The sequence below is a fragment of the Methylobacterium sp. CM6247 genome, assembly GCF_054817925.1.
This window is the reverse complement of record NZ_JBTXKX010000003.1, coordinates 2703752-2730684: the sequence shown is the minus strand read 5'-3', so window position 1 is coordinate 2730684 and position 26933 is coordinate 2703752. Positions and strand designations below refer to the sequence as shown.

28 protein-coding genes are annotated in these 26933 nt (G+C 66.1%); 11 read left to right on the top strand and 17 right to left on the bottom strand.

Annotated features, from left to right (window positions below):
* Positions 1 to 4: 4 nt before the first annotated feature.
* From ACYQOP_RS13785 to ACYQOP_RS13770, 4 genes are all read left to right on the top strand, one after another.
* A complete protein-coding gene (locus ACYQOP_RS13785; RefSeq protein ID WP_056424706.1) occupies positions 5 to 535 on the top strand; it encodes a DUF6468 domain-containing protein in 531 nt (176 codons plus the stop codon).
* Positions 532 to 1383, top strand: coding sequence for a MotE family protein (locus ACYQOP_RS13780; RefSeq protein WP_244478239.1), 852 nt, complete (start codon positions 532 to 534; stop codon positions 1381 to 1383). The genes ACYQOP_RS13785 and ACYQOP_RS13780 overlap by 4 nt, the downstream gene beginning before the upstream one ends.
* A 142-nt stretch (positions 1384 to 1525) precedes the next feature.
* Complete coding sequence (locus ACYQOP_RS13775) at positions 1526 to 2197, top strand: invasion associated locus B family protein (RefSeq protein ID WP_461222722.1); 672 nt, start codon at positions 1526 to 1528, stop codon at positions 2195 to 2197.
* 47 nt (positions 2198 to 2244) lie between these two features.
* Positions 2245 to 2619, top strand: coding sequence for a hypothetical protein (locus tag ACYQOP_RS13770; RefSeq protein ID WP_461222720.1), 375 nt, complete (start codon positions 2245 to 2247; stop codon positions 2617 to 2619).
* Between the two features lie 96 nt (positions 2620 to 2715).
* Here ACYQOP_RS13770 and ACYQOP_RS13765 read toward each other — a convergent pair whose 3' ends face one another.
* Both ACYQOP_RS13765 and ACYQOP_RS13760 read right to left on the bottom strand, forming a co-directional pair.
* Entirely contained in the window at positions 2716 to 2916 is a 201-nt protein-coding gene (locus ACYQOP_RS13765; protein WP_461222718.1) for a hypothetical protein, read from the bottom strand.
* A gap of 216 nt (positions 2917 to 3132) precedes the next feature.
* Positions 3133 to 3576 carry a DMT family transporter gene (locus ACYQOP_RS13760; protein ID WP_056424691.1) on the bottom strand — a complete coding sequence of 148 codons (444 nt, stop codon included), beginning with the start codon at positions 3574 to 3576 and terminating at the stop codon, positions 3133 to 3135.
* A 323-nt stretch (positions 3577 to 3899) separates the two neighbouring features.
* Between ACYQOP_RS13760 and ACYQOP_RS13755 the strand changes: the two genes are divergently transcribed.
* Complete coding sequence (locus ACYQOP_RS13755) at positions 3900 to 4088, top strand: hypothetical protein (protein ID WP_461222717.1); 189 nt, start codon at positions 3900 to 3902, stop codon at positions 4086 to 4088.
* Between the two features lie 477 nt (positions 4089 to 4565).
* Positions 4566 to 7898, top strand: a complete 3333-nt coding sequence (locus ACYQOP_RS13750) for a hypothetical protein (RefSeq protein WP_461222716.1) — start codon at positions 4566 to 4568, stop codon at positions 7896 to 7898.
* A 23-nt stretch (positions 7899 to 7921) separates the two neighbouring features.
* Here the strand turns inward: ACYQOP_RS13750 and ACYQOP_RS13745 are convergent, their stop codons facing one another.
* Positions 7922 to 9025 carry an alkene reductase gene (locus tag ACYQOP_RS13745; RefSeq protein WP_461222715.1) on the bottom strand — a complete coding sequence of 368 codons (1104 nt, stop codon included), beginning with the start codon at positions 9023 to 9025 and terminating at the stop codon, positions 7922 to 7924.
* Positions 9026 to 9234: 209 nt separating this feature from the next.
* Positions 9235 to 10119 carry an HpcH/HpaI aldolase/citrate lyase family protein gene (locus tag ACYQOP_RS13740; protein ID WP_461222714.1) on the bottom strand — a complete coding sequence of 295 codons (885 nt, stop codon included), beginning with the start codon at positions 10117 to 10119 and terminating at the stop codon, positions 9235 to 9237.
* Between the two features lie 281 nt (positions 10120 to 10400).
* On the opposite strand from ACYQOP_RS13740, the gene ACYQOP_RS13735 reads away from it, so the two are divergent.
* Positions 10401 to 10736: a DUF167 family protein gene (locus tag ACYQOP_RS13735; protein ID WP_461222713.1), complete on the top strand. Its 336-nt coding sequence runs from the start codon at positions 10401 to 10403 to the stop codon at positions 10734 to 10736.
* A gap of 8 nt (positions 10737 to 10744) precedes the next feature.
* Here ACYQOP_RS13735 and ACYQOP_RS13730 read toward each other — a convergent pair whose 3' ends face one another.
* Genes ACYQOP_RS13730 through ACYQOP_RS13710 form a run of 5 tightly spaced genes read right to left on the bottom strand, consistent with a single transcriptional unit; the run spans position 10745 to position 14316 of the window.
* Positions 10745 to 11116 carry a tRNA-binding protein gene (locus ACYQOP_RS13730; RefSeq protein WP_461222712.1) on the bottom strand — a complete coding sequence of 124 codons (372 nt, stop codon included), beginning with the start codon at positions 11114 to 11116 and terminating at the stop codon, positions 10745 to 10747.
* Between the two features lie 16 nt (positions 11117 to 11132).
* Positions 11133 to 11960, bottom strand: coding sequence for an FTR1 family iron permease (locus tag ACYQOP_RS13725; RefSeq protein WP_461222711.1), 828 nt, complete (start codon positions 11958 to 11960; stop codon positions 11133 to 11135).
* 43 nt (positions 11961 to 12003) lie between these two features.
* Positions 12004 to 13404 (bottom strand): 4Fe-4S binding protein, encoded by a 1401-nt coding sequence (locus ACYQOP_RS13720; protein WP_461222709.1) that lies wholly within the window; start codon positions 13402 to 13404, stop codon positions 12004 to 12006.
* 4 nt (positions 13405 to 13408) lie between these two features.
* Entirely contained in the window at positions 13409 to 13744 is a 336-nt protein-coding gene (locus tag ACYQOP_RS13715; protein ID WP_461222708.1) for a cupredoxin domain-containing protein, read from the bottom strand.
* A gap of 8 nt (positions 13745 to 13752) precedes the next feature.
* Positions 13753 to 14316 (bottom strand): iron transporter, encoded by a 564-nt coding sequence (locus ACYQOP_RS13710; protein ID WP_018042582.1) that lies wholly within the window; start codon positions 14314 to 14316, stop codon positions 13753 to 13755.
* Between the two features lie 739 nt (positions 14317 to 15055).
* Here ACYQOP_RS13710 and ACYQOP_RS13705 point away from each other — a divergent pair.
* Positions 15056 to 15295: a hypothetical protein gene (locus tag ACYQOP_RS13705; RefSeq protein WP_461222707.1), complete on the top strand. Its 240-nt coding sequence runs from the start codon at positions 15056 to 15058 to the stop codon at positions 15293 to 15295.
* Positions 15296 to 15323: 28 nt separating this feature from the next.
* Here the strand turns inward: ACYQOP_RS13705 and ACYQOP_RS13700 are convergent, their stop codons facing one another.
* The 3 genes from ACYQOP_RS13700 to ACYQOP_RS13690 form a co-directional block, all read right to left on the bottom strand.
* Entirely contained in the window at positions 15324 to 16508 is a 1185-nt protein-coding gene (locus ACYQOP_RS13700; protein WP_461225314.1) for a glycosyltransferase family 2 protein, read from the bottom strand.
* A 151-nt stretch (positions 16509 to 16659) separates the two neighbouring features.
* Complete coding sequence (locus ACYQOP_RS13695; RefSeq protein ID WP_461222706.1) at positions 16660 to 18045, bottom strand: MATE family efflux transporter; 1386 nt, start codon at positions 18043 to 18045, stop codon at positions 16660 to 16662.
* The gene (locus tag ACYQOP_RS13690) at positions 18036 to 18524 is read right to left on the bottom strand and encodes a gamma-butyrobetaine hydroxylase family protein (RefSeq protein WP_461222705.1); all 489 of its coding nucleotides are present in this window, start codon (positions 18522 to 18524) and stop codon (positions 18036 to 18038) included. Before ACYQOP_RS13690 ends, ACYQOP_RS13695 begins: the two co-directional genes overlap by 10 nt.
* Positions 18525 to 18698: 174 nt before the next feature.
* Here ACYQOP_RS13690 and moaA point away from each other — a divergent pair, with 174 nt between their 5' ends.
* Both moaA and ACYQOP_RS13680 read left to right on the top strand, forming a co-directional pair.
* The gene (gene moaA, locus ACYQOP_RS13685) at positions 18699 to 19733 is read left to right on the top strand and encodes a GTP 3',8-cyclase MoaA (RefSeq protein ID WP_461222704.1); all 1035 of its coding nucleotides are present in this window, start codon (positions 18699 to 18701) and stop codon (positions 19731 to 19733) included.
* A 75-nt stretch (positions 19734 to 19808) separates the two neighbouring features.
* Positions 19809 to 20675, top strand: coding sequence for an NAD(P)-dependent oxidoreductase (locus tag ACYQOP_RS13680; protein WP_461222703.1), 867 nt, complete (start codon positions 19809 to 19811; stop codon positions 20673 to 20675).
* On the opposite strand, the gene miaA is transcribed toward ACYQOP_RS13680, so the two are convergent.
* Positions 20653 to 21606, bottom strand: coding sequence for a tRNA (adenosine(37)-N6)-dimethylallyltransferase MiaA (gene miaA / locus ACYQOP_RS13675; RefSeq protein WP_461222702.1), 954 nt, complete (start codon positions 21604 to 21606; stop codon positions 20653 to 20655). The two genes, ACYQOP_RS13680 and miaA, sit on opposite strands and share 23 nt — an antisense overlap.
* 17 nt (positions 21607 to 21623) lie before the next feature.
* On the opposite strand from miaA, the gene serB reads away from it, so the two are divergent.
* Positions 21624 to 22520: a phosphoserine phosphatase SerB gene (serB, locus tag ACYQOP_RS13670; RefSeq protein ID WP_461222701.1), complete on the top strand. Its 897-nt coding sequence runs from the start codon at positions 21624 to 21626 to the stop codon at positions 22518 to 22520.
* A gap of 10 nt (positions 22521 to 22530) precedes the next feature.
* On the opposite strand, the gene ACYQOP_RS13665 is transcribed toward serB, so the two are convergent.
* The 4 genes from ACYQOP_RS13665 to hflK form a co-directional block, all read right to left on the bottom strand.
* Complete coding sequence (locus ACYQOP_RS13665; protein ID WP_461222700.1) at positions 22531 to 22896, bottom strand: CCDC90 family protein; 366 nt, start codon at positions 22894 to 22896, stop codon at positions 22531 to 22533.
* A gap of 136 nt (positions 22897 to 23032) precedes the next feature.
* Complete coding sequence (locus ACYQOP_RS13660) at positions 23033 to 24556, bottom strand: Do family serine endopeptidase (RefSeq protein ID WP_207412669.1); 1524 nt, start codon at positions 24554 to 24556, stop codon at positions 23033 to 23035.
* A gap of 81 nt (positions 24557 to 24637) precedes the next feature.
* Positions 24638 to 25591: a protease modulator HflC gene (hflC, locus tag ACYQOP_RS13655; RefSeq protein ID WP_056424635.1), complete on the bottom strand. Its 954-nt coding sequence runs from the start codon at positions 25589 to 25591 to the stop codon at positions 24638 to 24640.
* Positions 25588 to 26763 carry an FtsH protease activity modulator HflK gene (gene hflK / locus ACYQOP_RS13650; RefSeq protein ID WP_056424630.1) on the bottom strand — a complete coding sequence of 392 codons (1176 nt, stop codon included), beginning with the start codon at positions 26761 to 26763 and terminating at the stop codon, positions 25588 to 25590. The genes hflC and hflK overlap by 4 nt, the downstream gene beginning before the upstream one ends.
* Positions 26764 to 26933: the final 170 nt, after the last annotated feature.

The following is a 26933-nucleotide window of genomic DNA, read 5'->3' as shown; positions in this document are numbered from 1 at the left end:
CGCCATGAGCCTCCTCGTCACCCTCGCCGCCGATATCCTCGTTGCCGTGCTGCTCGTCGCCAGCATCGTTTCGTCGGTGAGCCTGAGCCGGCGCATCACCCGGATGAAGGCCGATGAAGCGGCCCTGCGCCAGACGATCGGCGATCTCGTCGTGGCGAGTTCCACCGCCGAGCGGGCGATCATCGGCTTGCGCGCCACCCTCGACGAATGCGACCGCACCCTGGCCGACCGTCTCGGCACGGCGGAGCGCTATGCCGCCGATCTCTCTGCCCATGTCCAGGCCGGCCAGACCGTGATCGCCCGCATCTCGGCCATCGTCGCGCATTCCCAGCCGTCGCAGTTAGCCGCGGTGCCGCCCGTCGAAATCCGCCCCTCCGACATCCGCCCGACGGAGCTCCGCGCCAGCCGGACCCAGCCCGAGCAGGCGCCGGTCGCGGCATCGAGCCCTAACGGCGAGCGTCTCGGAGCCGCCGCCGCCGCCGCGCTCGCCATGTCCGAGCGCGCCCTTGGACGCCTGCGGAGCCGCGCCGCATGAAGAAGTCCGGCTTCCTCGTCCGCGCGGGGCAGAACCACCTCGGAAAGCTGCGGCCGGGCCGTAAAGGTCCCGGCCAGGTTCGGCCCTACAAGCTGCGCCTCATCGATGCCGTGACGATGGCGGCCGTCGGACTGCTCGTGCTCAAGCTCGGCGCCATCGTCGTCGACGACATGGGGCCGAGCGCGGCCTCGGCGGGCGGGCAATTGCCGGACTTCGCCAGGGTCCTCGCCAAGGCGCGGACCAATTACGAACTGGCCGACCCGCAGACCACGGGTTCGGTGACACCGAAAGAGCCGGAGAAGCCGGCGGCCGAGCCGGAGCCGCCTGCTCCACGGCCACCGCCGCCCGCGGAGCCGATGCCGGCCAGCGAGCGCGCCATCCTCGAAAAATTGTCTGCTCGGCGCGACGCGCTCAAGCAGCGTGACGAGACCCTGAGCCTGCGTGAGCAGATGCTCGGCACCGCCGAACGCAAGCTCGAAGAGGGCGTGAAGGATCTCAAACGCAACGAAGAGAGGCCCGACGGGGCCGGCGCCCAACAGGCCGAGGCCGAGAGGGCGGCCCTGAAGAACATCGTCACGATGTACGAGACGATGAAGCCGAAGGATGCCGCCCGCGTCTTCGACCGTCTTGCACTCGACGTGCTGGTGCCCATCGTCCTGGCGATGAACCCGCGTAAGATGGCCGACGTCCTGGCCCTGATGCAATCGGAGCCCGCCGAGAAGCTGACCGTGGCCCTGGCCAACCGCGCGCGTGGCCAGACACCGACGCAGCAGCCCGTCGTCATGGGCCTTGGCCCCAACGAATTGCCGGCCATCGACCAGGGCACCGGCCAGGACAAGCGGCGTTGAACCCGGCGGGTAGATCAGGCAAGGCGAACGGGTCGGATTGCCGGTGGGCGATAAATCGCGATGCCAACCGGTGCATTGCGCTCGGAGGCAGGGAGGGCTAGGCGGCAGGCGTGACTTCGTTCGAACGCCGGATGCCCGCTTGATGCGTTGGAGACATGTTTTACCCCTGGTCGGCGTGATCTCGCTTGCCGCGATCGGGGATGCCTGGAACGCCGCTTACGCCCAGGAGGCCGCGCCGGAGCAGGACACACCGGCCGCCGAGTCGTCGCCGAAGCCCAAACCCAAACCGAAACCCAAGCCCGCACCGAAACCGGCCGCTGCCGCCACAGCCGTGCCTGCGCCCACCGCCCCCGCAAAGGCGACGTGGCCGGAAGGAGCCAGCGCGCTGAGCGAGAGCTATGGCGATTGGAGCATCAATTGTTCCCGCGAGAATCAGGCGACGATCTGCTCGGTGGTCCAGGCCCAGGGATCGAAGCGCGACAATCGCCGCGAATTCGCCATCGAGCTCAAGCCGCCGGCGAACGACCGCACCGATGGACTGATCCTGATGCCGTTCGGGTTCCAGATCGAGGCGGGGTTGAGCTTCAAGATCGACGAGGCGGTCCTCGGCAAGGGCGCCCCCTATTACACCTGCAGTTCCGAAGGGTGCCTCGTCCCGGTGAGCCTGCCCACCCTCGCCACCGATACGATGAAGACCGCGAAGAACCTGCTCATTCTCGCACCGAAGCAGGACGCCACCGAACCCACGACGATCACCGTGCCGCTCAACGGCTTCGGTGCCGCCCTCGCCCGGGCCAGCGCGCTCTCGCACTGACGGCAAACAGTCAGGCGATGCGACAGACAGGTAGGAAAACGCCACCCATGAAGCAGATCTTGCTCGCCTCGCTCCTGTTAGGAAGCCTGACGCTCCCGCTCGCCGCGCAGCCCGCCCCGGATGCGCCAGCGCCCCCGGACACCAAGGAGGAGCGCCAGAAGAACACTGCCGCAAAGCTCGCCGGGCTGTTGCAGTTCGTCTCGGCGTCCTGCCCCGAGGCGAAACCGAATTACGAGACCTTCAAGACGGTGGTGAGGAGCCTCGGTCTCGAGCCCGATGCCTTGGCGGGCGGCGAACTCATTCTGCGCGTGAAGGCCTATGCCGACGTCTATTCGCAGGACGTTCCGGCCAACTGCGCCAAGGCGCTGGAGAATTTCGGCGCGAACGGCAAAACCCTTCCGGGCCTCGTCGTGAAGCAGTGACCGGATCGGGTATCCGCCCGATCCGTTTGTACAGACCGTCGATCCGGGACCGTCGTCGGTCCCGGATGGGTCAAAGTTCGGTCGTCGGCGTACGTGTCAGGGTTTGGACGTCGCTTTGATCGACGCATCCGGGCAGTTCGGCAGGATTGCCTTGCCAACCTTGTTGTCCGGATCGCAGGCGGGAACAGCGGGGGCTCCGCCGTTCTCGACCCTCTCCGTGCGAAGCGATTCGAAATTCCATACGCCGACCCAGATCACCGCAAGGATCGCAGCCAGACCCAGCAGCACCATGGGCATGAGGCGACGCATCAGCGCGGCGCCGTCTGCTGGACGGGCGCGGTATGTGCCGTGTCTCCGTTTCGGACGAACGCATATAGAATTCCTGCCGCAAGTAGGGCGAAGACGGCGATCAGAACGGGAAAGTAGCGGTGCATCGGTGTTCCTAAGGACGAAATGTGAGAGTGACCGGCCCGGCGGGAGACGGGCGGCGCTGTAAGGGTTCGGCCCGATGGGCTAGGAGCTTGCCACCAGGGCTACGCCTCCGATCATCAGTAGGCCGCCGACGATGCGCCACAGGGTCGCCGGATGGCGTTCGAAGCCGACCCATCCGAAATGATCGAGCATGATCGAAGCGACGACGCCCGCCGTCACGAGCATGCCGAGGAAGGGAGCCGCCCCGATCTGACGCGCCACCATAAGCTGCGCGACAACGATGCCGCCGCCCAGCACTCCGCCGAACCATGCCCACCAGGGGGCCTCGAGCACCTGAGCCGTGGTCGGCAGCGTGAGCTTGCCCGATGCAAGCCCTACGAGAAGCACGCAAGTGGCCGTTCCCGCTGCCACGACGAGGCCCGCACTCAGCGAGCCGCCGAAGCTTTTCGCCAATGCACCGTTCTGTCCCGCCTGCACAGCGTTCGCGACGCCAGCGAGCAGTACGAGGCCGTACAGATACCACATCGGTTGCCGAACCCATCGATAGCCTGCGTCATCTAGGGCGGTAACGCGCCGGGGAGGTGCGACATCTGCGCAGTCGCAGTCTTTCCGGGATGATTCCGGTGCCGTGAAGCGTCTAACCCATACCCTCGGCCCCGAGGGGGATATGACGACTTCGCCCCGTCTGGCCTATGCCGGGCGGGGCTTTTACTATCGCGATCTCCGTTGTCCAGTATGGATATTTCCGCTCGCTCCCGCGTTACCTCCGGGCATTCGCAGGAGCACCTATGAAGACCTTAGCCATCACATTTTGTGCGCTCGCCGTTTCCTCTCTCGCGCTCGCTCAGATGACGACGTCCGCCGATGCGCGCTCGCGCTACTCCAAGCGCGGCCTTGGCACCCCCAGCATGTCGAACAATACTGGTGGCCGCAGCGGTCGCGACAGCTCGGCGGCGGGCGGCAATTCCAGCCAGCCCTCACGTCGGTCCGGGGGCGGAAGCGCTGGCGGTGGCAGCGGCGGAAACGGCGGTCTGTAACGCCCATCATCGACCGGATCTGTCCCGTCCGCCCTGGGCAACGCCGACATATGCTCGAGCGTCAGGGTAGCCCAGCCTCGAAAGCCGGGGAGATGTTTGGGGTCGATGTGGTAAATGTGGGATCTCACATGATATGAAGGGTCATTCCTCCCAAGGAATGTCCTTCTGAACACTGCCCCGTTTGGCGAAAGCCGAGCGGGGCTTTTTTTTTGTTCGGAGGGCGAGATAGCGCGGATCCGACGATATCGCGCTTCGAAAGAATGCACGCGCCAGTATCGCTCGAGCGACGCGCAGTTTTGAGACAGCGCGCCAGGCGGCCGTTAGGCGGGCGTTAGCCTCGAAGGGGGAGAGTCGCCGACGGTGTATCGTTTCGCGGCGGCTTGTCTTCGGCTCTCCGCGCAACCGGGTGTGGCGTAAACTGCAATGGGAATGGGGGCCGGAATCGCGAGACGTCGGCGCCACCTCATGGCCGGCTTCATGGCGACCTCGATCGTGGCGGGGACGTTCGTCTGGGCCAGCGAGGCGGAAGCCGCGCGGCTCCTGACGGTGAAGGCCAATCAGGTCGGGCGTTACGCCCGAATCGCCATGACCTTCAATTCGGCGGTTCCGGTGAAGGCCAGGATGTCCGGCCTCGTCCTCCTGGTGAATTTCGGCGAGCCCACCACTCCTGCGCCGGAAAAGATCGTCAGTGATATCCCCGAATTCGTCTCGATGGTGCGGCGGGACCCTGACGGGACCGGCATGCGTATCGCCTTGCAGAAGCCGTATCGCCTGAACGTCCAGGCGGCGGGCGAGCATGTTTTCATCGATCTACTACCTGAGGATTGGTCCGGGCTTCCCCCTCCCCTGCCACCGGAGATCGTGGCCGACCTCGTCCGTCGGGCGCAATTGGCAGAAGCTGCCATGAAGGCGGCCACGCCCATCGTGGAACCGAGGCGACTCGCCCTCGAACTCTCGCGTCTCCCAACGCTGACACGCCTCAGCTTACGGCTCCCGCCGGATACGGTCGCTCGCTTCGACGAGACCGGATCGGGAACGCGGCTGACGATTCCCGGTGCCTGGCGCATCGACGACGGCGCTCCCCGCGGACGGACGAAGCCTGCCATCGAGACTCTGACGGTCGAGAACGACGCGGACGGCGCCCGTCTCATGGTGAGTCCCGCCGCCGGCTACGAGATCCGGACCGGACGGGACGATGACGGCGTCACGCTGGATATTCTCCGCAAAGCTGTGCCATCGGACGCCAAGGCCGTGCCCGTCGATGGCAAACCCTCCCCTGACAGTAAGTCCTCCACCGACGGCAAGGCCGCGGATGCGAAGGCCGAACCTGCGTCGAAACCCGCCTCGCCGCTCACCGCAACGATGCAGAAGCAGGTGGGTGCCCCGCAGGTGACGGCCCCGCAGAAAACCATCATCCTGCGGCCAGCCGGCCCAGGCCTCGCTTTCCCGTTCAGCCGACAGCCGGCGGCGGCTTTGTTCGAACGCGCAGGCATCGCTACCCTCGTCTTCGAGACCGCCGAAACCGTCGTCGTGCCCGCTGGCGATTCGGTCTTCGAGACCGTCAGCCAGCCACGGCGGCAGGGTGCCTTCATCGTTCTGAGTTTCAGGGTTCCCCGCGAGCGCCTTCTCGATCTCGTGCCGATTGGCGATGCCGACGCACCGACCGGGTGGGAACTCGTCGCCGGTGAGAATCTGTCGGCTAGCGAACCGCTTTCGGCGATCCGCAACCCGGAAGCCAGCGGCCGGATCGGCATCGGTATACGCCTGCCGCATCCGGGCGGGGCGACATGGATCGAGCGGAACGGCGAGCGGATCGGTGTCGTGACCGGTTATGGGCCCAAGCCCGCCGGGATCCCCAAACGCCAGGCGTTCGTGGATTTCGAGCTGCTGCCCAGTCGTCAGGGCGTCGCCGTCCTTGCGAAAGCCGATGACCTGCTGGTGCGGCCGGATATGGACGGCGTCGTGATCGGCCGCGAGGGCGGCATGTCGGTTTCCGGCGTCGCGCGTCCTGCCGAGCCGGCACTCACCGCCGTGAGCGATCTCGCCATAGAGCGCACGCCCTGGGATGCGGCGAGGAGCGGCAATATCGGCGAGAACCTGCGCCAGCAACTGAACGACGTGGTGGATGCCCCACGGCCGGCGCGTGGGCCGCTGCGACTGATCCTCGCGAGGGGTATGCTCGCCAACGGGCTCGACGTGGAAGCCCTCGGTGTCCTTCAGGTGGCGGCCAGCGAGGATCCGGTTCTGGCCGGACAACGCGAGCTCGCCATCCTCACCGCCGTGGCAAACATCCAGATGGCGCGCTACGCCGATGCGCGAAAGGCGCTGGAGAACGAGTTCCTCCGGGCGGACCCGGAAGCACGGCTTTGGAAAGGCTACCTCGATGCCATGGCGGGTCGCTGGCCGGCCGCCGATACGGCCTTTCGCGATACGGCCGGCATCATCGAGCGCTATCCCGACGACTTGCAGGGACTGCTTCGCGCGGCGGCAGCGGAGGCTGCCATCGAGAACGGCGATTGGGCCGCTGCGGGCCGGCAGATCACGACGGCGCTGGCGCGCGCGGCGGATCGCTCCGTCACCGACAGGCTCGCCTTCCTGCGCGCACGCATCGACGAGGTGACGGGCCAGACCAGTGCTGCCCTCGACACCTACACGCGGCTCTCGGACACGGCGGACCGGCCCATCGCGGCGGTGGCGACCCTTCGCGCCGCGATCCTGGCCCATGCCCTCGACAAGATGCCGGTGGCTGAGGCGATCGAGCGGCTGGAAACCCTCCTCCTCACCTGGCATGGCGACGAGATCGAGCAGAGGACGATCGCAGCACTCGCCAAGCTCAACATGGAAGCCGGGCGCTGGCGGCAGGCTTTTGCCGCGTCACGCAAGGCGGATGCGCTGGCGCCGGGATCACCGATCAGCCGCGAGCTCCACGACAGCGCTCAGGAATTGTTCGATGACCTCTTCCTGACCGAGAAGGGCGCGAAGATGTCCGGCGTGGAGGCGCTGGCGCTGTATTTCGACTTCAAGGATTTCGCCCCGATCGGTCGCCGCGGCGACGAGATCGTGCGCCGCCTCGCGGACAAGCTGGTCGAACTCGATCTCCTCGATTCAGCCGGTGAACTGCTCCAACATCAGGTCGACCACCGGCTGTCCGGGCCGGCCCGCGCCAGTGTCGCTGCGCGGTTGGCGACCATCAGGATGATGGACGAGAAGCCCCTTCAGGCGCTTCAGGTCATCGACGCTACCTACCAGCCCGAGCTTCCCGAGGATCTGCGCCGCGCCCGCGCCCTCATCCGCGCCCGCGCCCTGTCCGACCTGTCACGCACGGATCTGGCTTTGGAGACCATCGAAGCGGAGTCAGGCCCCGACGCGGACCGGCTGCGTGCGGACATTCTCTGGAGTGGTCGCCGCTGGCGCGAGGCCGGCGAGGCGCATGAGGCCATGGTCGGCGAGGCTTGGCGCATGCGCAAACCCCTCGACGATGCCATGCGCTCCGACATCATCCGCGCCGCCATTGCCTACGGCTTGTCGAACGAGGTGCTCGGGCTCGAGCGCCTGCGGGCGAAGTTCGCCGGCCCCATGGCCGACAGCATGGACGCGCGCACCTTCGCCCTGCTCACCCAGCCGAATGCCGTGCGGAGCCAGGCCTTCCGGGATATCGCGCAGCGAGCCACCAAGGCGGATACGCTGCAGGCCTTCCTCAAAGAGTATCGTAAGCGCTACCCGGAAGTGTCCGTGCCCCAACCGGCCAACGCCGATGGCGCGCAGGTCGAGGCCAAGGCCAGCGAGCCCCCGCCCTCACCGAAGGGCTGAGGCCCGCCTTTCAGGACAAAGCCTCAGCGCCGGAACGCGATGGGGCCGTTCATGCCCGGCCAGTCGGAATAGCCGTTGGCGCCCCCGCCATACCAATACGCCTTCGGAGCCTCGGCGAGCGGTGCGCCGGTGCGCAGCCGCTCCACGAGATCGGGATTGGCGATATAGGGCCGGCCGAAGCTGAACAGGTCCGCCCTCCCCTCGGCGAGGTCCTTCTCGGCAAGTTCGAGCGTGTATTGATTGTTGCCGATATAGGCGCCCTGGAAACGCTCGCGGATCTGACTGAAATCGACCTCGTCCGGCACGTCGCGGGTCTGTTGTGTCACGCCCTCGATCGTGTGGACGTAGAGCAGATCGAACGCGTTCAGCGCGTCGATATAGGTGCCGAACGTTGCCTTCGGATCGCTGTCGAGAGGCGTCTTGCCCGGCTCCGTGGTGGCGGGCGAAAGACGGATGCCGACGCGCTTGCCGCCCCAGACCTCCGTCACCGCCTTCACCACGGCAAGGGGGAAGCGCAGGCGGTTCTCGATGGAGCCGCCATACCGGTCCGTCCGCTTGTTGGTGGAATCGCGCACGAATTGTTCGAGCAGGTAATTGTTGGCCGAATGGATCTCGACACCGTCGAATCCCGCGCGCTTCGCGTTCTCGGCGGCCTTGCGATAATCCTCGACGATTCCTGGGATCTCGTCCGTCTCAAGCGCACGGGGCGTCTCATGCGGCTTCATGCCGGATTTGGTGAAAGCCATACCCTCGGGCTTCAGGGCCGAGGGCGCCACCGGCGACCGGCCGTTGGGCTGCACGTCGGGATGCGAGATGCGCCCCGTATGCCAGAGCTGCAGGAAGATGCGGCCGTCACTGGCGTGAACCGCCGCGGTCACGGGCTTCCATCCCTCTACCTGCGCATTGGTCCAGATGCCCGGCGTCAGGGCGTAGCCGACCGCCTGAGGCGAGATGTTGGTCGCCTCCGAGATGATGAGACCGGCATTGGCCCGCTGAGCGTAGTAGTCGACCGCGAAATCCGGGGGGATGCCCTCGTCGGAGGACCGGCTCCGGGTCAGCGGAGCCATGACGACGCGGTTCTTGAGGGTGAGGTCGCCGAGGGTGAAAGGTTCGAGGATCGGGCTCATGAGGGGCAAGAATCCTTGGGGCAAGACGTCGGCGGAAGGCGGTGGCGCCCTCCGGTGCCGACCTCACCCGATCTGCCCGAACCATCCCGACCCGTCCGTGGGCGGTAACGCGACGGCGAAGGACCGGGGTGAAGCGGGATGAGCGGGAAAGCCCGCTTCACCACGCCTTGTTCCCCGCCCGGCCGAGCCTTCGCGACGCAGGCCCGCCCTCAATACCCTTTGGCGGCAATAGAGTCCGACCAGTTCACCGCGCGGCGCGCCATGCTGATATGCTGGCGCTCGTACATGCGGCCCTCGACCTTGATGGCACCCCGCTTGGCATTCTCCGGCTTGTCGAAGGCCTCGATCACCAAGGTAGCGCGGCGGACTTCCTCCTCGGTCGGGGCGAAGGAGGTGTTGGCCGGTTCGAGCTGGTTGGGATGGATCAGCGTCTTGCCGTCGAAGCCGAGGTCCCGGGCCTGCCGGCACTCGGTGCGGCAGCCCTCCACATCGCCGATATCGTTCCACACGCCGTCGAGGATGGTGAGTCCTTCGGCGCGGGCGGCGGCGAGGGTGAACATCATCCAGGGCAGCATCGGCACCCGGCCCGGCACGAGCTGGGCCCAGGTATCCTTGGCGAGATCGTTCGTCCCGAGCACGAAGCAGGTGAGCCGGGTGCGCCGGTCGCGCCGGGCCTTGGCGATCTCCTGGATGTTGAGGATCGCCGCCGGGGTCTCGATCATCGCCCAGACATCGATGCTCTCGGGGGCGTCGAGGGCTTCGAGATGGTTGGCGATGCTCTCGAGAACCGCCGGCGAGGACACTTTCGGCATCAGGATGGCGTCGGGACAGGCCTGGATCGCGGCCTTCAAATCCGCCTCGCCCCAGGGAGTCTGGGGAGCATTGACGCGGATCACGAGCTCGCGGCTGCCATACCCGCCACCCTTCACGGCCGCGCAGACCTGATCCCGGGCCAGTTCCTTCTCGTCCGGCCCGACCGCGTCTTCGAGGTCCAGGATCAGAGCGTCCGCCTGCAGGGTCTTCGCCTTGTCGAGGGCTCTTTGGTTCGAGCCGGGCATGTAAAGGACGCTGCGGCGCAGGCGAAGATCGGACATGAACGCATTCCAGTGACGATGCGGTGCAGCTTAGTGCAACACGGCTGCCGCGACAGCCCTCCGGATATAAAATGCGCACCGATGACGCGCGATTGACAAGCGGCCATGCGTGCCGAAGACCGCCGCATAGGTCTCTTGGGAGAAATCCGGAGAGAAGAGTTTCGCCGATGCTCCGCTTTTGCCTCGCGCCGAGATCGCGCTGAGGAACGGGTTCAGATGATGCGCCTAACTGGAATCATCTTGCCGTCTGCGCACGGCCTCTGCCACGCTTCGGCCATGCCATGACCGAAGCGCGCCCCTATACTTCGACGTCGGAGGGGATTCGGCTCGCGGTGCGCCTGACGCCGCGTGCGAGCCGGACGGGCCTCGACGGGCTGGTCGAGACCGCCGATGGACGGGTCTGGGTACAGATGCGGGTCGCCGCGCCGCCGGTGGAGGGCGCCGCCAATACGGCTCTTATCGCTGCCTTGGCGGTGGCCCTGTCACTGCGACGATCCGAGATCCGGATCGCGGCGGGCGAGTCCTCGAGGCAGAAAATCCTCGCGCTCAGCGGAGATCCGGTCGGGATGGCCGCGCGAGTGGACGCCTGGATAGCGACCGCTCCCCGCCGGCGGTGAGTCTACATTCAGAACAGGCGGCTTCCGTCCGGCACGGCATGGTCGGGGCGGAACAGTACGACGGCACCGTTCGTATCGGCGAAGCCCAGCGTCAGGACCTCCGAGAGGAACTTGCCGATCTGGCGCGGGGGGAAGTTCACCACCGCGGCGACCTGCCGGCCGACCAGATCCTCCGGCCGGTAATGTTCGGTGATCTGGGCGCTGGAGCGCTTGGTGCCGATGGCCGGACCGAAATCGATGACGAGCTTGATTGCAGGTTTCCGCGCTTCAGGGAAAGGCTCGGCGGAGACCACCGTGCCGATCCGGATGTCGACGGCGAGGAACTCGTCGAAGCTGATCGGGGCGGCCGCCGGGGCCGCCGAATCGTGAGTCACATGCACGGCCTGTGTCTCCGCTTCACGCCGTCCGCAGTGTCCGCCGACGCTTGTCCGCCGACGACCATTGCATGAGGGCGACCATGACCAGGATCGTGCCGAGATAGACGATGACCTGCAGCCCCGTCGGGCGGTCGGTATAGCCGACGAGGGCGTGGAGCACGCGGCCGAACATGCTGCCCTCTGACAGGATGTTGGCGGTGTTCCAGAGCGGCCGGTCGAGCACGGTGATGAGCCCGGCATTGGTGAGGAACTGTGCCGCCTGCGCCGCGAGACCGGCGGCGAGGAAGATGATGAGCGCGCTGGTCACCGAGAAGACGTAGCGGGTCGGGATCGCGGCCAGGCCGAAATAGCTCACCGCCGAGATCAGGATGCCCACGCCGACTCCGGCCAGCGCCCCGATCTGCAGGTCGGGGCCGGACGTGCCCGAGGCGACGAGGCCGTAGAGGAAGAGGACGAGCTCCGCGCCCTCGCGCAGGATCGCCGCGCCGACTACGAAGGCCAGGGCGGCGGATGTGGTCTCGCCCCTGCGCACGGATTCTCCGGCGGCCTTCAATTCGCCCGCGAGCTCGCGCCCGTGGCGGCTCATCCAGGTGTTGTGCCAGATCAGCATGACAACGGCAGTGGCGAGGACCGCCGCGTTGAGGATGTCCTGTCCCGCGCCCTCGAACGCGTCGGAGATCCCTTCGGCGAAGAGCGCCACGAGGCAGGCTCCGGCAAGCCCGCCGACCACGCCGAGGCCGATCCAGCGGCCGCGCCCGGCGATGCCGCGCGTGGCCGCCAGCACGATGCCGATGATGAGGCCGGCTTCGATGACCTCGCGGAAGGCGATGACGAATGCTCCGATCATGCGGAGATTTCCTTCGATGTCGCGGGCGGGCTGTGTGAGCGCCCTACCAGATCCAGAACAGAAGCACCCAGCCGGAAACCGACAGGGAGGCGGCGGCGGCGATGCAGGCCGTCGTGCCCGCCCGGCGCCATCCGCCGGTAGTGAGCCCCGCCACCTGCCAGGCGAGCCACGCGCTCCACAGGCTCGCGCCGATGAGCAGCCCGGCCCGCATCTCGGCGACGTAGGGAAGCGGGAGCCCCTCCCCGCGCAGGAAGGTGACGGTGAGGGCCGAGAGGCCGAGGAAAACGCCACATCCCGCGATGGGGATCAGCGTCTGCGTCAGGTGGTGGAAACGCGACGACGACCAGGGGCCGAGAAAGCGAGTGCCGAGGGCCACGAGGGCGGAGAGGCCGAATCCGAGGATGATCGTCGCGGCGCCGATATAGGCCAGCAGCAGGCCGCCATCGAGCAGGGTCATGACGTCGTTGTGCTCGGGGTAGTTGGTGAGCACGAACCACGGCAGGGTGGTCTCCAGCGGCCAGACCATCCCGTGTTCGATGAACCAGGTGGCGAGCCATTGCTTGGCGTCGATGAACCAGGGGCTCGACGACCATTGGAAGGCACCGGCCGCGAGGCCCATCATGCCGAACAGGATCAGGATCGTCTGTTCGAGGCTCGGTTCGGTGCCGGCCACATGGACGATCTCGTAGGCGGGGGAGCGCCGGGCGAGGCGGACCGCGCCGCGATAGCCGCTGCAGCGCCCGCACATATGGCAGGAGCCGGCCCCGCGCATGGTCTTCACCGGCACCAGGGGCGCGCAATTGAAAGTCGAGCCCTGCGGCTTGTCGGAGGCAGCCCAGGCGGGGCGGTCGACCTGGAAGCTCACTGGCGCGAGCTTGGCCAGCACCGCGAAGACCCCGTTCACGGGGCAGAGATAGCGGCACCAGACGCGCTTGTTGCGGCCATAGACGAGGCCCACCGCGATCGCCGCCACGGTGGAGCCGCCGAGGACGGCGAGCACTGGCTTCGGGTAGCCGTAGACGCTGACCATCTGCCCGTAGACCGTGGTTCCGGCGAACGCGATGAAGGGCCATCCGCCCCAGGTGATCCAGCGCGGCACCGCGCGGCCGAGGCTCCAGCGGCTGGCGAATTCCGTGAGCGTGCCCTCTGGGCACAGCACCCCGCACCAGGCCCGGCCGACGAGGACCATGCTCACGAGGACGAAGGGCCACCAGATGCCCCAGAACGCGAACTGCGCGAGGACGGTCAGGTTGTTCCAGAGATGGGCTGTCCGGTCCGGCAGGGGCAGGAAGGCCGGCACGGCCACGAGGACGAGGTAGACCGCGACCACAGCCCATTGCACGCTGCGGATGATCCCGCCGTGGCGCTGGAGCCAATGGCCGAGTTCCGCGAGGCGCTGGTCGATCCAGGCTTCACGCAGGTCCGTCGAGACGCTCGCCGCCATCGGACTACTTCGCCACCAGCTTGGCTTTGGCTTCTGGGTGGAAGTCGTCGAACACGTCGTAGGTGCCGGGGTCGAGGGTGCGGAAGACGATTCCCGAGGTCGAGCCGGCGGCCAGGGCCTTCTCGCGCTTCAGTTCCATGCTCTCGAACTCCACCGGCGAGGTGCCGGTATTGGTGATCTCCAGCTTGAAGCGGGTATTGGCCGGCACCTCGATGATCTCGGGGATGATCACGCCATCCTTCATCTCGACCTTGATCACCGGCATGTCATTGGCCGATGCAAAGCCGATGCCGGCTGCCATGAAGGCGCAGGCGAGTGCAAGGCTGCGGACGTGCTGCATCACGGTGCTCAATACGCGCCCTTCTTGCCGGTGCCGGCGAAGGTGAAGTCTTGGATCAGGTCGAAGGGCTTGAACCATTCGGCGACACCCGTCTCCTTGTCCACGTGGCGGCCGAAATGCTGGTTCTTGCCGGGAGGCGCCACCGTGAGCTTGAGCCGGTAGCGGCCGGGGCCGCTCAGCTTGACGTTGTCGCCGTAATGCGGGCCGTCATTGGCGACCATCGGCATCAGCGAGCCGCTCACCTTCGGACCCGTGGCGGCCTCGCCCTCCAGCTTCGTCAGTTCGAAGCTCACGTCGAGGGAGGGCAGCCAGTCGCCCTCGGCGAACCCGTTACGGTTGTCCTTGGCCGCGCGGATATCGGCTTCGAGGTGGATGTCGGATTGCGCGGCGGCGCGCATCATGTCCGGCGGGTCCATCTCGATCGGCTGAAGATAGACCGCCGTCACTTCCAGTCCGTCCTTGAGCATGGGAGGGCCGATCGGCGTCTCCTTGGCCGAGGCGAAGCCGGTGCCCAGGGCCGCGAAGGCCAGCAGGGAGGCGGAAATCAGTGCGGAGTGAGTGATCTTGCGCATTGTCGCTAGCGCGTAGCCCAGCGATCGTCGGAAGCAAAGCCGGTTCTTGAGAAAAACCATATATCAGAATACTTCCAATGTGTTGCGCCTATAGGAAGCCAGGGTGTTCGCCCGGCCTTACCCTGACGGACAGGGCTGGCGTCGGTTTTTCAGCCCGATGGCGGGAATCACCCATCATCGGGAATTTTCTAAGGCACCTTCGATACCGTTGCGGCTCATCCCACGCCGGATGGTCGGTTCGCGGCGGGCGACGGCCGGGCGTTAACGGACGCGCGACCAATCCGTGAACAATGGGATGCGCTGGCTGGGGGGCTTGGCCGGAGACATCATCTCGTCCGCTCCGTACGGTTCGGCCGGGAAATCCTCAAGCTGTTCACGACCTCGCAATCGGAGCGCGCGACGGCGCCCGAAGCGATGCATGGCATGACGGCGGCCTTCCAGGCCCTCTCCGTCACGACGGCACAACGTGTGGTTCGCATGAACGCCGCGCGATATCCGGCCAGCACCAATCATGGCTGATCGGTGCGACTTTGCGCACGATTTTGCATGCCATATTTTGTTGACGAACAGAGACTATCCTCACGGCCTATGAAGTCCAACCCCGACCGACCTTATTGTCATGACGCAGCTGCACAAAGACATCGCGACGAGTTTCGTGAACGTTCGCATGAAGATCGAAGCTTATGCTTCCGTGGGTGAGGATTTATCTGGCGAGTTGAGGCGGTGGACCGATAGTGCGATGCGGTTCATCGAACCCGACCCTACGATCCACTCGCTTCACCGCATCGTCCTGGAAAGTACGGACGACCTTGTCGGCCTGATGATGGAGCAGCCCCGTCCGCGCGCCACGACCATCCTGACGGCCAAGACCCATCTCACGAAAACCTTCGACGAACTCGAAGACGCCATCTTGAAGCGAGGCATCCTTTCGGTGAGAGGCGAGAAAGTCGGCCTGGGGATCGCAGGCAAGCCGATCTGAAGGCGTCGTCTTTGTCGAAGCGCGAGGCTCAGCGAGAGGCGGGATCGACCGCCATTGTCTTGGCTTCAGGCAGTGTCTTGGCTTCAGGCAGTTCGGGGGACGGCAGTTTGCGGTTCAGGGCCGAAGCAGCGCGTAGGAATGTAAGGACGACCGTTGCCAGGCGGATATGGCGGGGCAGTTGCCGAGGGCCGAGCGGGCGGTAGACTAGTTTGGGGCTGACACGCTCGATCTCGGCGACCGCGAGTCCGACGAGAGGCTGCTTGGCGATCCGCACGGCATCCGCCTCGGGGATCGACAGTTTGCGTGCCCAGGCCGTGGTGGTCGCCAAGGCGCTCGAGGCGTGGAGCCGACGAAGGCGGCGTCGCCACAGATAGCGGTAGAGCGCGCGGGGAACCGCCTCCATACGTGCATCGCAGAGGCTGTCAGGCACCTCGCAGCGCGCGCGTATCGTATCGGCGACGCCACCGGGCGCGCGGCCGACCAGGCGGCCGGAAACGGTGACGACGACGTCCTTGGCGTGCCGGACCCGCAGCCCGTGCTGCAGCAGGGCTGCTACGAAAGCGCCGTCCTCGCCGAGAGCGATCATCGGCATGCCCCCCACCTTACGGTAGGCCGAGAGGCGGACGGCGAGCGTGGCGCCGATCGTCGTCCGGTGGCACGGCCAGGGATCGTGCGGATCGTGATCGATCCGTGCTTCCAACTCGGTCAGGAGATCGCTGTAGGCATCTTCGAGCTTGCCCCGTGCGCGAAGCGACTTGGGCAGTGCCGCCCATTCGTCCTCATCGATCTGGATGCGCCCCGCTACGGCATCGGCCCCGGCATCCAAGGCTGCGAGGTTGCGCGCAACCCAATCCGACGGCACCCGGCTGTCGGCATCCGAGGTCAGGATCGTTCCGGCGGTGCCGTCCGGGCCGATCCATTCGGCAGCGGCTTCCATGGCCGCGCGGCGCGCCCATCCGGCATGGGCGCCGTCGAAGGTCACCATCCTGACCCGGACCGGGATCGACATGTCCTGTACGAGTTCGGCAACGATCCGATCCGTGCCGTCGCTGCAATTGTTCAGGAACAGATAAAGCCCGAGGCTGCCGGGACGCACGCCCTCCTGCGCGTCGATGGCGCGGAGGCAGGCCTCGATCCGCTCGGCCTCGTTGTAGACCGGGATCGCGATGACGGTGTCGGGAACCGAGGAAGCGAAGCGCGGCGACGTATCGATGGCGGGGGCGACGTCGGAGAGGGTGGTATAGGGCACGGAGGACTCCGATGAGGCGGCGCGGATGGATACCGGCGCCGATCCCCGGCAGGTGAGACGTGCTCAGTGTATCGATCGAAGCTGAACGGCACCAATCCGGCTCGGACGGCGACGGTCAGGGCGTGCCCACCTCCCTTGCTATAGGCGCAGTATCGAAGGTCCGGCGGGCGAGCCCCGGATAGGCCAGGGCCTGACTGGCGCCGCGTGCCGCCAGCAGAATCAGGAACGAGAGCCACAGACCCATATTCCCGAAGCCTGCGGTGTGAGCGATGCCGATCGCCACGGCGTAAACGCCGGTGGCCGCGATCATCAGATTGCGCATGGCCCGTGTCCACGTGGAGCCGATGTAGATTCCATCGAAGGCGAACGGCACGGAGGCAACGAGAGGTGCGAGTGCGGCGGGCGCCAGATACGCACGCGCCGTTTCGCGCACCTCCGGGCTCGTCGTGACCGTATCGATGAAGGCCGCGCCGAAGGCCAGGAACAGTGTCGCCACCGCTAGGCCGAAGGCAACGCACCAGATTACGCTAAGGCGGGCCGCGCGGCGGAAACCGGCTTCGTCACGCGCGCCGACCGCCTGCCCGCACAGCGTCTCGGCCGCGGTGGCGAATCCGTCGAGGAAAAACCCTCCGATGAGGAAGAGATTCCACAGGACGGCATTCGCCGCCAGGATCACGTCGCCCGAGCGCGCACCGAGCGCGGAAAACAGGGCGATGGCACCGACCAGCAGCAGGGTGCGGATCATGACGTCGGCATTGACGCTGAGCATGCGCGCCAATGCCAGGGGATCGCGAATGACGGCGAACGGTACCGCGAACGGACGCGAGCCGAGCCGGGCCAGCAGGACGAGCCCGATGCCGGTTCCGGCGGTTTCGGCGACGAGCGTGGCCATGCCGGCTCCCGCGACGCTGAGATCCGCCCAGAGCACGAGGATGAGGGTCAGGACGATGTTGACGAGGTTGATCGCCACCTGAAGCAGAAGTCCGAGATCGGTCCGCCCACGACCGAGCACCGAGCCGAGGATGGCATAGTTCGCCAGCGTGAATGGGGCCGCGAAGATGCGGATGTGGAAATAGGTGGCGAGACCCGCGATTACTGCCGGGCTCGCGCCGCTGAGCGCGAAGGCCCCGGTCGCGATCGGCACCTGAGCGGCGACAATGACGAGCCCCACCAGGATTCCGGCCGCAAGCGAGCGGGCCAGGATCCGGTCGATCTCGGCCGAGTCGCGGGCACCTGCCGCCTGAGCCGTGAGCCCCGCCGTCGCCATGCGAAGCGAGCCGAAGGACCAGAAGATCGCATCGAACACCACCGCGCCCAGCGCCATGGCGCCGAGGAGAGCGGCATCGCCGAGTCGCCCGATCACCGCCGCCCCGACGAAACCGAGGAGCGGGGTGGTGACGTTGGCGAGCGTCATCGGCAGGGCCAGCGCCAGGATGCGGCGGCTGGTGGCGGGAGTCGGGGTCGCGATACCGTTCGGGTCCGCGGTGGCGGTCAGTGACATCCGCACCCGCTTCCGCAGCTTCCTTCGCTCTTCGGAGGCTCGCCCTTTGCCGGATTGGTGGCCGGACGCCGGGCGGCATCGCGCACGAGGCCGCGCTCTTCGAGCTCGGACAGGTACGTCGCCCACCGGTTCCGGTACTCACGGCCGAGGTCGTAGAGATAGCCCCAGCCGAACAGCCCGGTATCGTGCATGTCGTCGAAGGTCAGCTTCACCGCGTAATTGCCCACCGGCTCCACCGAGAGGATCGCCACGTCTCGCTTTCCGCCGATGACCTTGCGCTCGGCGGGGGAATGTCCCTGAACCTCGGCCGAGGGGCTCGAGACGCGCAGATATTCCGCTGGCAGCGCGAACTTGCCGCCATCCTCGAAGGAGACGTTCAGCGTCCGCTTGTCGCCTGACAGGCGGATCTCGGTGGGCCACCGCTCCGGTGCGGCGACCTGCTGTCCGGTGGGGAGGGGATCGGCGTGATGCTGGCTCATACTGGAACTCTCATGCCTGTAACAGTCTCGGATGCAATATATGTGTAGAGCGTACGGGGCATGCGTCGGCATGCGCTTGCTCCCTGGCCACCAACGCCTCATATGCCAGTGATGCTAGGTTCCTCGCGCGACCACGCTTCAGAAATCTCCCCAGCCAAGAGCCACGAGTCTCCCATGGGTGTTGCCTATGCCGAACCCGTAGCTTCGAAAGCGCAAGCGCCCCTGATAGACCCGTTCCAGCGGGCTATCACCTATCTTCGCATCTCCGTGACCGATCGCTGCGACCTGCGATGCGTCTATTGCATGTCGGATGACATGACGTTCCTGCCCAAGCGTGATCTGCTCACGCTAGAGGAACTCGACCGGCTCTGTGGCGTGTTCATCGACCGGGGCGTGCGCAAGCTCAGGATCACCGGCGGCGAGCCGCTCGTTCGCCGCGACATCATGCATCTCTTCCGTCGTCTGTCGCGCCATCTGGGCACCGGCGCCCTGGAAGAGCTGACGATGACGACGAACGGCACGCAGCTCGGTCGCTTCGCATCGGAACTCGCCGAACTCGGCATCAAGCGCGTGAACGTGTCTCTCGACACGCTTGACCCGGACAAGTTCCGCGCCGTGACGCGGCGCGGCGACCTCAAGGTCGTGCTCGACGGCATCGAGAAGGCCCGCAAGGCCGGGATCAAGGTCAAGATCAACGCCGTGGCGCTGAAGGGCGTGAACGAAGACGAGATCGCCGACATGATCGCCTGGGCCCATGGCGATGGCATGGACATGACCCTCATCGAGGTGATGCCCCTCGGTGAAGTGGATGGTGACCGCACCGACCAGTTCCTGCCACTGTCTGTTGCCCGGGCACGTCTCGAACAGCGATACACCATGATTCCGCTGCCGGACCGCACCGGTGGCCCTGCCCGCTATGTCCGCATTGCCGAGACCGGGGGGCGGCTGGGCTTCATCACGCCTCTGACCCATAATTTCTGCGAGAGCTGCAACCGTGTCCGCCTGACCTGCACGGGGAAGCTCTACATGTGTCTCGGCCAGGAAGACGCGGTCGACCTGCGTGAGGCCCTGCGCGCCTCAGCGGACGACGCCCTCGTCACTCAAGCCGTGATCGATGCGATCGCGCGAAAGCCCAAGGGCCATGACTTCGTCATCGAGCGCGCCCGTCCGGCCGCCGTGCCGCGCCATATGAACGTCACCGGCGGCTGAGTCCGTCTCGCGTTTGACCCCTACGGCCATCGAATCTAGACCCGTCGCAAACGTAGTGACGGATGGAGACGGATGATGGCGAAGGTCGCGTTCCTGGGCCTGGGTGTGATGGGCGGCCCGATGGCGGGTCATCTCGCCAAGAATGGCTACGACGTCACCGTCTACAACCGGACCACCGCCAAAGCGGAAGCCTGGGTGAAGGCCAATGGGGGCGCCTTCGCTAAGACCCCGCGCGAGGCGGCTGCCGGACAGGAAATCGTCTTCGCCTGCGTCGGCAACGACGACGACCTGCGCGGCGTGACGCTGGGTGAGGACGGTGCCTTCGCCGGAATGGAGGAGGGCGCGATCTTCGTCGATCACACCACGGCCTCGGCCGAGGTCGCGCGCGAACTGTCCCAGGCCGCGTCCGAACTCGGCCTTGGCTTCATCGACGCTCCCGTTTCCGGCGGACAGGCCGGCGCCGAGAACGCGGCGCTCACTGTGATGTGCGGCGGGGACGAGGCCACCTACGCCAAGGTCGAGCCCGCGATCCTCAGCTTCGCCAAGGCCTCACGCCTGATGGGACCGGCGGGCTCCGGCCAGCTCACCAAGATGGTCAACCAGATCTGCATCGCCGGCATCGTCCAGGGCCTGTCGGAGGCGATCCACTTCGCCAAGCGTGCCGAGCTCGACGTGGATGCGGTGCTCGACGTGATCTCGAAAGGCGCGGCCGGCTCCTGGCAGATGGAGAATCGCGGCCGGACGATGAATGCCGAAAAATTCGATTTCGGCTTCGCCGTCGACTGGATGCGCAAGGATCTCGGCATTCTCCTCCTCGAAGCCCGGCGCAACGGCGCCAAGCTCCCGGTCACCGCCCTCGTCGACCAGTTCTATGCCGACGTGCAGGCCATGGGTGGCAACCGCTGGGATACGTCGAGCCTCATCGCCCGCCTGGAAAAATGAGGCTGGTCGCCACGGCGAGGGCCGCGTCGGGATCGGTCCAGGCCCAGTCCTCGCCCATCTGGTGGCGGAACCAGGTGAATTGCCGCTTGGCGTAGCGCCTTGTATCGCCCTGGCCGCGCTGGATCGCCTCGGCGAGGGGGATCGTCCCGTCGAGATGGGCGATGAGGCCCGGAACGCCGTGGGCGCGCATGATTGGCAGGAGCGGATCGAGGCGGCGCTCCCGCAGGGCCGAGACCTCGTCGAGGGCGCCCTCCTCGATCATCGCCACGAAACGTCGGTCGATCCGGGCGCGCAGGGTCTCGCGTTCGGGGGCGAGGAACAGCTTGAGCAGACGTTTGCCCGCCAGCGGCCCGGCGACGCGCTCGCCATGAAACGCCGAGATCGGTCTCCCGGTGGCGGCGAAGATTTCGAGCGCTCGCATGATCCGGGCGCGGTCGGTGGGGCGCAGGGTCGCCGCTCCAGCGGGATCTACCTCCGCGAGGTCGGCATGGAGCAGGTCGGTGGCCCGGTCCTCGGCCCGTGAGCGAAGCGCGGTTCGGATCTCATCGGGGACCGGCGGCAGGTCCGACAACCCCTCTTCCAGGGCACGAAAATATAGGCCGGTGCCGCCGACGAAGATCGGAAGCCGGCCGTTCAGGTTGTCGAGGAGGTTCGCGGCATCGCGGGCGAAGTGCCCGGCCGAGTAATTCACCGCGCCATCCACTTCGCCGTAGAGCCGGTGAGGCGCCAGCGCCTCCTCCTCGACGCTCGGTCTCGCCGACAACCGTCGCAGGTCGGCATAGACCTGCATGGAATCGGTGTTGATGACCACGCCGTGGTGACGGCGCGCGAGTTCCGTCGCGAGCCCGGACTTGCCCGAGGCGGTAGGCCCTGCGATGAGGATCGCCGCCGGGGGCGCCTGTCTGTGTGATCCGTCCGTGACCGGCGGCAAGGCGTGGACACTCCCCGATGACCCTCGTCGCGACCCTGATAGCAAACGAGAGCCGGCCCGCCATCACCGATGCGGTTCTCGCGGAAGCCCGTTCCGTGCTGCGGACCGATCATCAACCGCGCATCCTCCATGGCGAGGTGGCGGCCGAGATCCTGTTTCCCGGCTCCGGTGAAGAGGTTTCCGCGATGGCGCGGCGGCTACGGGCGGCCTTCGCCGCCGAACCGTTCGACGTCGCCGTGCAGGTGGCCGGCTCCCACCGCCGCAAGCGACTGTTCCTGGCCGACATGGATTCGACCATGATCGAGCAGGAATGCATCGACGAGCTCGCCGACACGATCGGCCTGAAGGACCGCGTCGCCGCCATCACCGAGCGGGCCATGCGCGGCGAAATCGCCTTCGAGCCGGCCCTGCGCGAGCGTGTCGCCCTGTTGCGCGATCTGCCGGTCGGCGTGGTGGACGATCTCATCCGGGACCGCATCACCCTCACACCGGGGGGCCGCGTCCTCGTCCGGACGCTGAAGGCCAACGGCGCCCATACCTGCTTGGTCTCCGGCGGGTTCACCCTGTTCACGGGACCGATTGCGGCGACGATAGGTTTCGACGAGGCTCACGCCACCACCCTCGGGGTGAAGGATGGTCATCTCACCGGCGAGGTGCTGGAGCCGATCGTCGGCAAGGAGACCAAGCGCGCGACGCTGATCGCCCTGCGCTCGCGCTTCGGCCTCGACCGTGAGGACACGCTGGCGGTGGGCGACGGGGCAAACGATCTCGACATGCTCGGCGAGGCCGGGCTCGGCGTGGCGTTTCGGGCCAAGCCCAAGGTCGCGGCGGCGGCGGATGTCCGCATCGACCACGGCGACCTGACCGCGCTTCTCTACCTGCAGGGTTACGGGGCGAACGAGTTCGTCGCGTAGGACTACGCCGTCAGCGGACGATCCGTGCCAGGGCAATGACGGCGCCGAGGATGATCAGGGTCTGAAAGCCGATCGTGCCGAACATCCACTTGATGATATCGGCCTTCGTGGCTTCGATCTTGGCTTCCAGCCGTGCCAGGGCTTCGCGAAGGTCTGATCTCGTGGACAGCCGAAGAGCTTCAATATCCACTCGTGTCGACAAGTGAAGAGCTTCGATATCGACTTTCACCGATCCGATATCGGACTTCGTGGCGATGTCGCCCTGAAACAGTTCGGTGAATGCGTCCGCGAGGCCCTCGGCCTGTTCGGACGACAGCTTCGCCTTCTCGCAAAGGGAGCGGGCGAATTTCAAGGTGTCGAAGGCGACCGCCGTCATCGGTTGTCTCGTCTCATCGTGAAGATGAGCCTACGCGCCGGCCGCCGAGTCGCACAAGCCGAATGTCCCGGCCGGGCGGCATAGCTAGGCCCATCCCGCGCACGGGACGGGCCGATATTGTCGATGGAGACAGCGCCTATTCCAGTCCAATCGCCACGAAGCGCACATCACCCGATGCGGCCGCCACGAGGAGGAGAACCGATTTGCGGTTCTCCTTCTTCAGCTGATCCACCCGCTTCGTCACGTCGGCGGGAGACGAGACCGATTCCTGACCAACCTCCACGATCACCTCACCCGGCTTGATCTGCTTATCGGCGGCGGTGGAATTGGGGTCGACGCGCGTGACGACGACGCCCTTGACGCTGTCCTTGATGCTGAAGCGGCGGCGCAGCTCGTCTGTGATCCCGGACAGGTTGAGTCCGAGGGCCTGCCGAATCGCGGGCTCCGCCTCAGGCTGCTTGGCATTGGCGAGTTGCGGCTTCTCAGGATCGTCCAGGCGGCCAAGGGTGACCGATTTGGTTGTCTCGGTACCCTTCCGGACCACGATGACCTCGACCACCTTGCCGACCGGCGTCGATGCGACGATGCGGGGAAGGTCGCTGGACGATTTCACCGTCGTTCCGTTGAACTTGGTGATGACGTCACCGACTTCGAGTCCGGACGTCTTTGCAGGGCCCTTCTCGTCGACGCCCGCGATCAGCGCGCCCTTGGCGCCGCCCTTGAGGCCAAGGGCGTCGGCGGTGGCGTCATCGACGTTCTGGATGCGTACGCCGAGCCAGCCACGACGAACCTCGCCGAACTCACGAAGCTGGTCGATGACCTGCGAGGCCGTAGCGGAAGGAACGGCGAATCCAATGCCGACCGAGCCACCCGTCGGCGACAGGATCGCCGTATTGATGCCGATGACTTCGCCATCCATGTTGAACAGTGGGCCACCGGAATTGCCCTTGTTGATGGCCGCATCGGTCTGAATGTAGTTGTCGTAGGGGCCGGACTCGATGTTGCGGCCCCGTGCGGACACGATGCCGGCTGAGACCGAGCCGCCGAGACCGAACGGGTTGCCGATGGCGATGACCCAGTCGCCGGGGCGCATCTTCTCTGAATCGCCGAAGGGCACAGCTTTCAGCGGCTTGTCGGCCTCTGGCTTCACCCGCAGAACGGCAAGATCGATCTTGGGATCCTTGCCGATGATCTCTGCCTTCAGCTTGGTGCCGTTGTGCAGGATCACCTGGATGTCGTTGGCGTCTCCGATGACGTGGTTGTTCGTTACTACGATGCCCGACGCGTCGATGATGAATCCCGAGCCGAGGGAGTTCGACTTGCGCGATTGCGGACGCGGTGAATCCCCGTCACCGCGCTGACCACGCTTGCTGAAGAACTCTTCGAAAAGATCTTCGAATGGTGTGCCCTGAGGCAGCTGCGGCATCGTCCGGCCAGGCGTCTTCGACTCCACAGTGGTAGAGGCCGAGATGTTGACGACGGCGTCGGTCACCTTTTCGGCAAGATCGGCAAGGGATTCAGGTCCCTTCGCCAGGGCCGGAGTCGCGAGGCCCGTGAACGCCACCGCGGTGGCGAACGACACGGCGGCGAAGGCCGAGCGTGCCGTCTGGTGGAACGCTCGGGGACGTCGCGCCGTTCTGGCGCTCGCGGCGGAAATCATGGTCGACCTCTTGTTGAGACGAGGCTTAGATCGTCCGCCGAAGCGGACGATCAAGGGTAGGTCAGTCAGTGGACGCCCGTTTCAGCGGACGGTCCCGGTCGTCGGAGCCGCATCCGCCGAACCCGATGCGCGCGGTGCAGTTGCCGGAGCACGCCCCTGCGGATCGTTGAAATAACGGAAGAAATCCGAGTTCGGGTTGATGACGAGGCGTGTCTCGGGCCCCTTCAGACCAGTTTCGTAAGCCTGCATCGACCGATAGAAGGCGAAGAAATCAGGGTCCTTGCCGAAAGCCTCCACGAGAATCCGGTTCCTGTCGCCGTCGCCCTGGCCTCGCAGGGTTTCAGCAGTCTGGTTGGCCTCCGACAGGACGACGGTGACGTCGCGGTCCGCTTTCGCCTTGATCGTCGCAGAGATCTGATCGCCGTTCGCGCGGATATCGGCGGCCTCACGGTTACGCTCGGTGATCATCCGCTTGTAGACGGCGGTCGAGTTCTGCGCCGGAAGATCGACTCGGGTCATGCGCAGGTCGACGATTTCCACGCCCAGCTCTTTCGCCTGATTGTTCACATCACCCTGGATGACGTTCATCAGATGCGAACGCTCGGTCCGCACGATGGCGTCGCGGGTCGAACGGGCGAGCACGTTACGCAGGGCCGAGTTGGTGAAGCTCGCCAGAAGCGTGTTGGCGCGCAGGACGTTATTTGCGGACTGATAGAAGCGCAGCGGATCGACGATGCGGTAGCGGGCGAACGCATCGACTTCCAGATTCTGCCGGTCGGCAGTCAGAAGCGTCTGAACCGGAAGATCGAGATCGAGGACGCGCTTGTCGAAGAGCACCACGTTCTCGATCAGCGGAACCTTGAAGTACAGGCCCGGCTTCTCGGTGCCGGTCTGATTGAGGACCGTGCGGACCCGGCCGAACTGGATCACCAGGGCCTGCTGCATCTGTCCGACGGTGAAGACCGAAGCATAGAGCGCGACGGCGAGCACTGCGAGGAGGAAGAGGACGCCGGTGCGAAGAGCGGGATTGTTCATCGTCCAGCCCCCGTATTGGTGTTGCGATTGCCGAATTCGGTCAGCGGAAGCACCGGAACGACGCCTGCGCCCGTTGCTCCACCGGCAACGCCGGTTCCGTTCTGGTCGATGATGACCTTGTTGACCGAGCCCAGGACCCGCTCCATCGTTTCGAGGAAGATGCGCTCACGGCTGACAGCCGGTGCGAGCTTGTAGGATTCGTAGACCTGCTGGAAGCGGGCCGCCTGACCAGTAGCGTCCGCTGTCGCCTGGGTCTTGTAGGCTTCCGCGGCCTGGACGATCTGCGAGGCTTTACCGCGAGCCTGCGGAACCTCGCGGCTCGCATAGGTGCGGGCTTCGTTCTGAGCGCGTTCCGCATCCTGCTGAGCCGCGTTCACGTCGATGAAGGCGGGCCGAACATCCGGCGGCGGGTTGACGGCCACGAGCTGGACGACTTCGATGCGGACACCGGCGCCGTACTCGTCGAGAGCCTTCTGGGTGATCTCCTTGACCTCCTGGGCCACGCTGGACTGCTCGTTGGTCAGGATCGCCTGGATATTCCGGCGACCGATCACTTCGCGCATGGCGCTCTCGGAAATTGCCTTGATCGTCCCTTCGGGATTCTCGAGGTTGAAGACGAAGTCCGACGCCTTCAGCGGATTGATGCGCCACTGCACCTCGAAATCGAGGTCGACGATGTTCTCGTCGCCCGTGAGCATCAGGCTTTCCTCAGGCATGTCGCGGCCCCGCGACTGGGACCCGGCGCCTGCGCGGTAGCCGATCTGGACGCTGTTGACCTGACCGACATTCGGCTTTGTGACTGCGCCGATCGGATAGGGAAAGTTGTAATGCGGCCCCTGGCCGGTGGTGTTCGTGTAGCGGCCGAAGATCGTCTCGATACCGACCTGCTGCGGCGCGACCGTGTAGATGCCGGTGGCGAGCCAGATGAACAGCACGATGCCGCCGGCCACAGCGACACCCTTGCCGCCGCCCATGGAACCGCCGGGGATGATGCCACGCAGACGGTCCTGGCCACGACGGAGGATCTCTTCGAGGTCGGGGGGCGTTTTACCGCCGCCGCCTCCACCGCCGCTACCCCACGGGCCGCCCCCGCCTCCATTGCCGCCGCCGCCACGGCCCCAGGGCCCTCCCCCGTTGCCGCCACCGCCGCCGCTTTGATTGCTCCAAGGCATGCTCGCCGATATCTCCCGCTGAGGCAGTGACGTTCGAGTTCGGACCGGCGCGTTGCCGCTTCGGGCCGATCCGTCTCACGGTACTGAGTGTCGCCACTCCGTCCTGTCAAGGCTGGCAAGTGGGCATCATGAAGGGGAAAGGCAACAGCGCCGGGCGCTCTTGCACAATG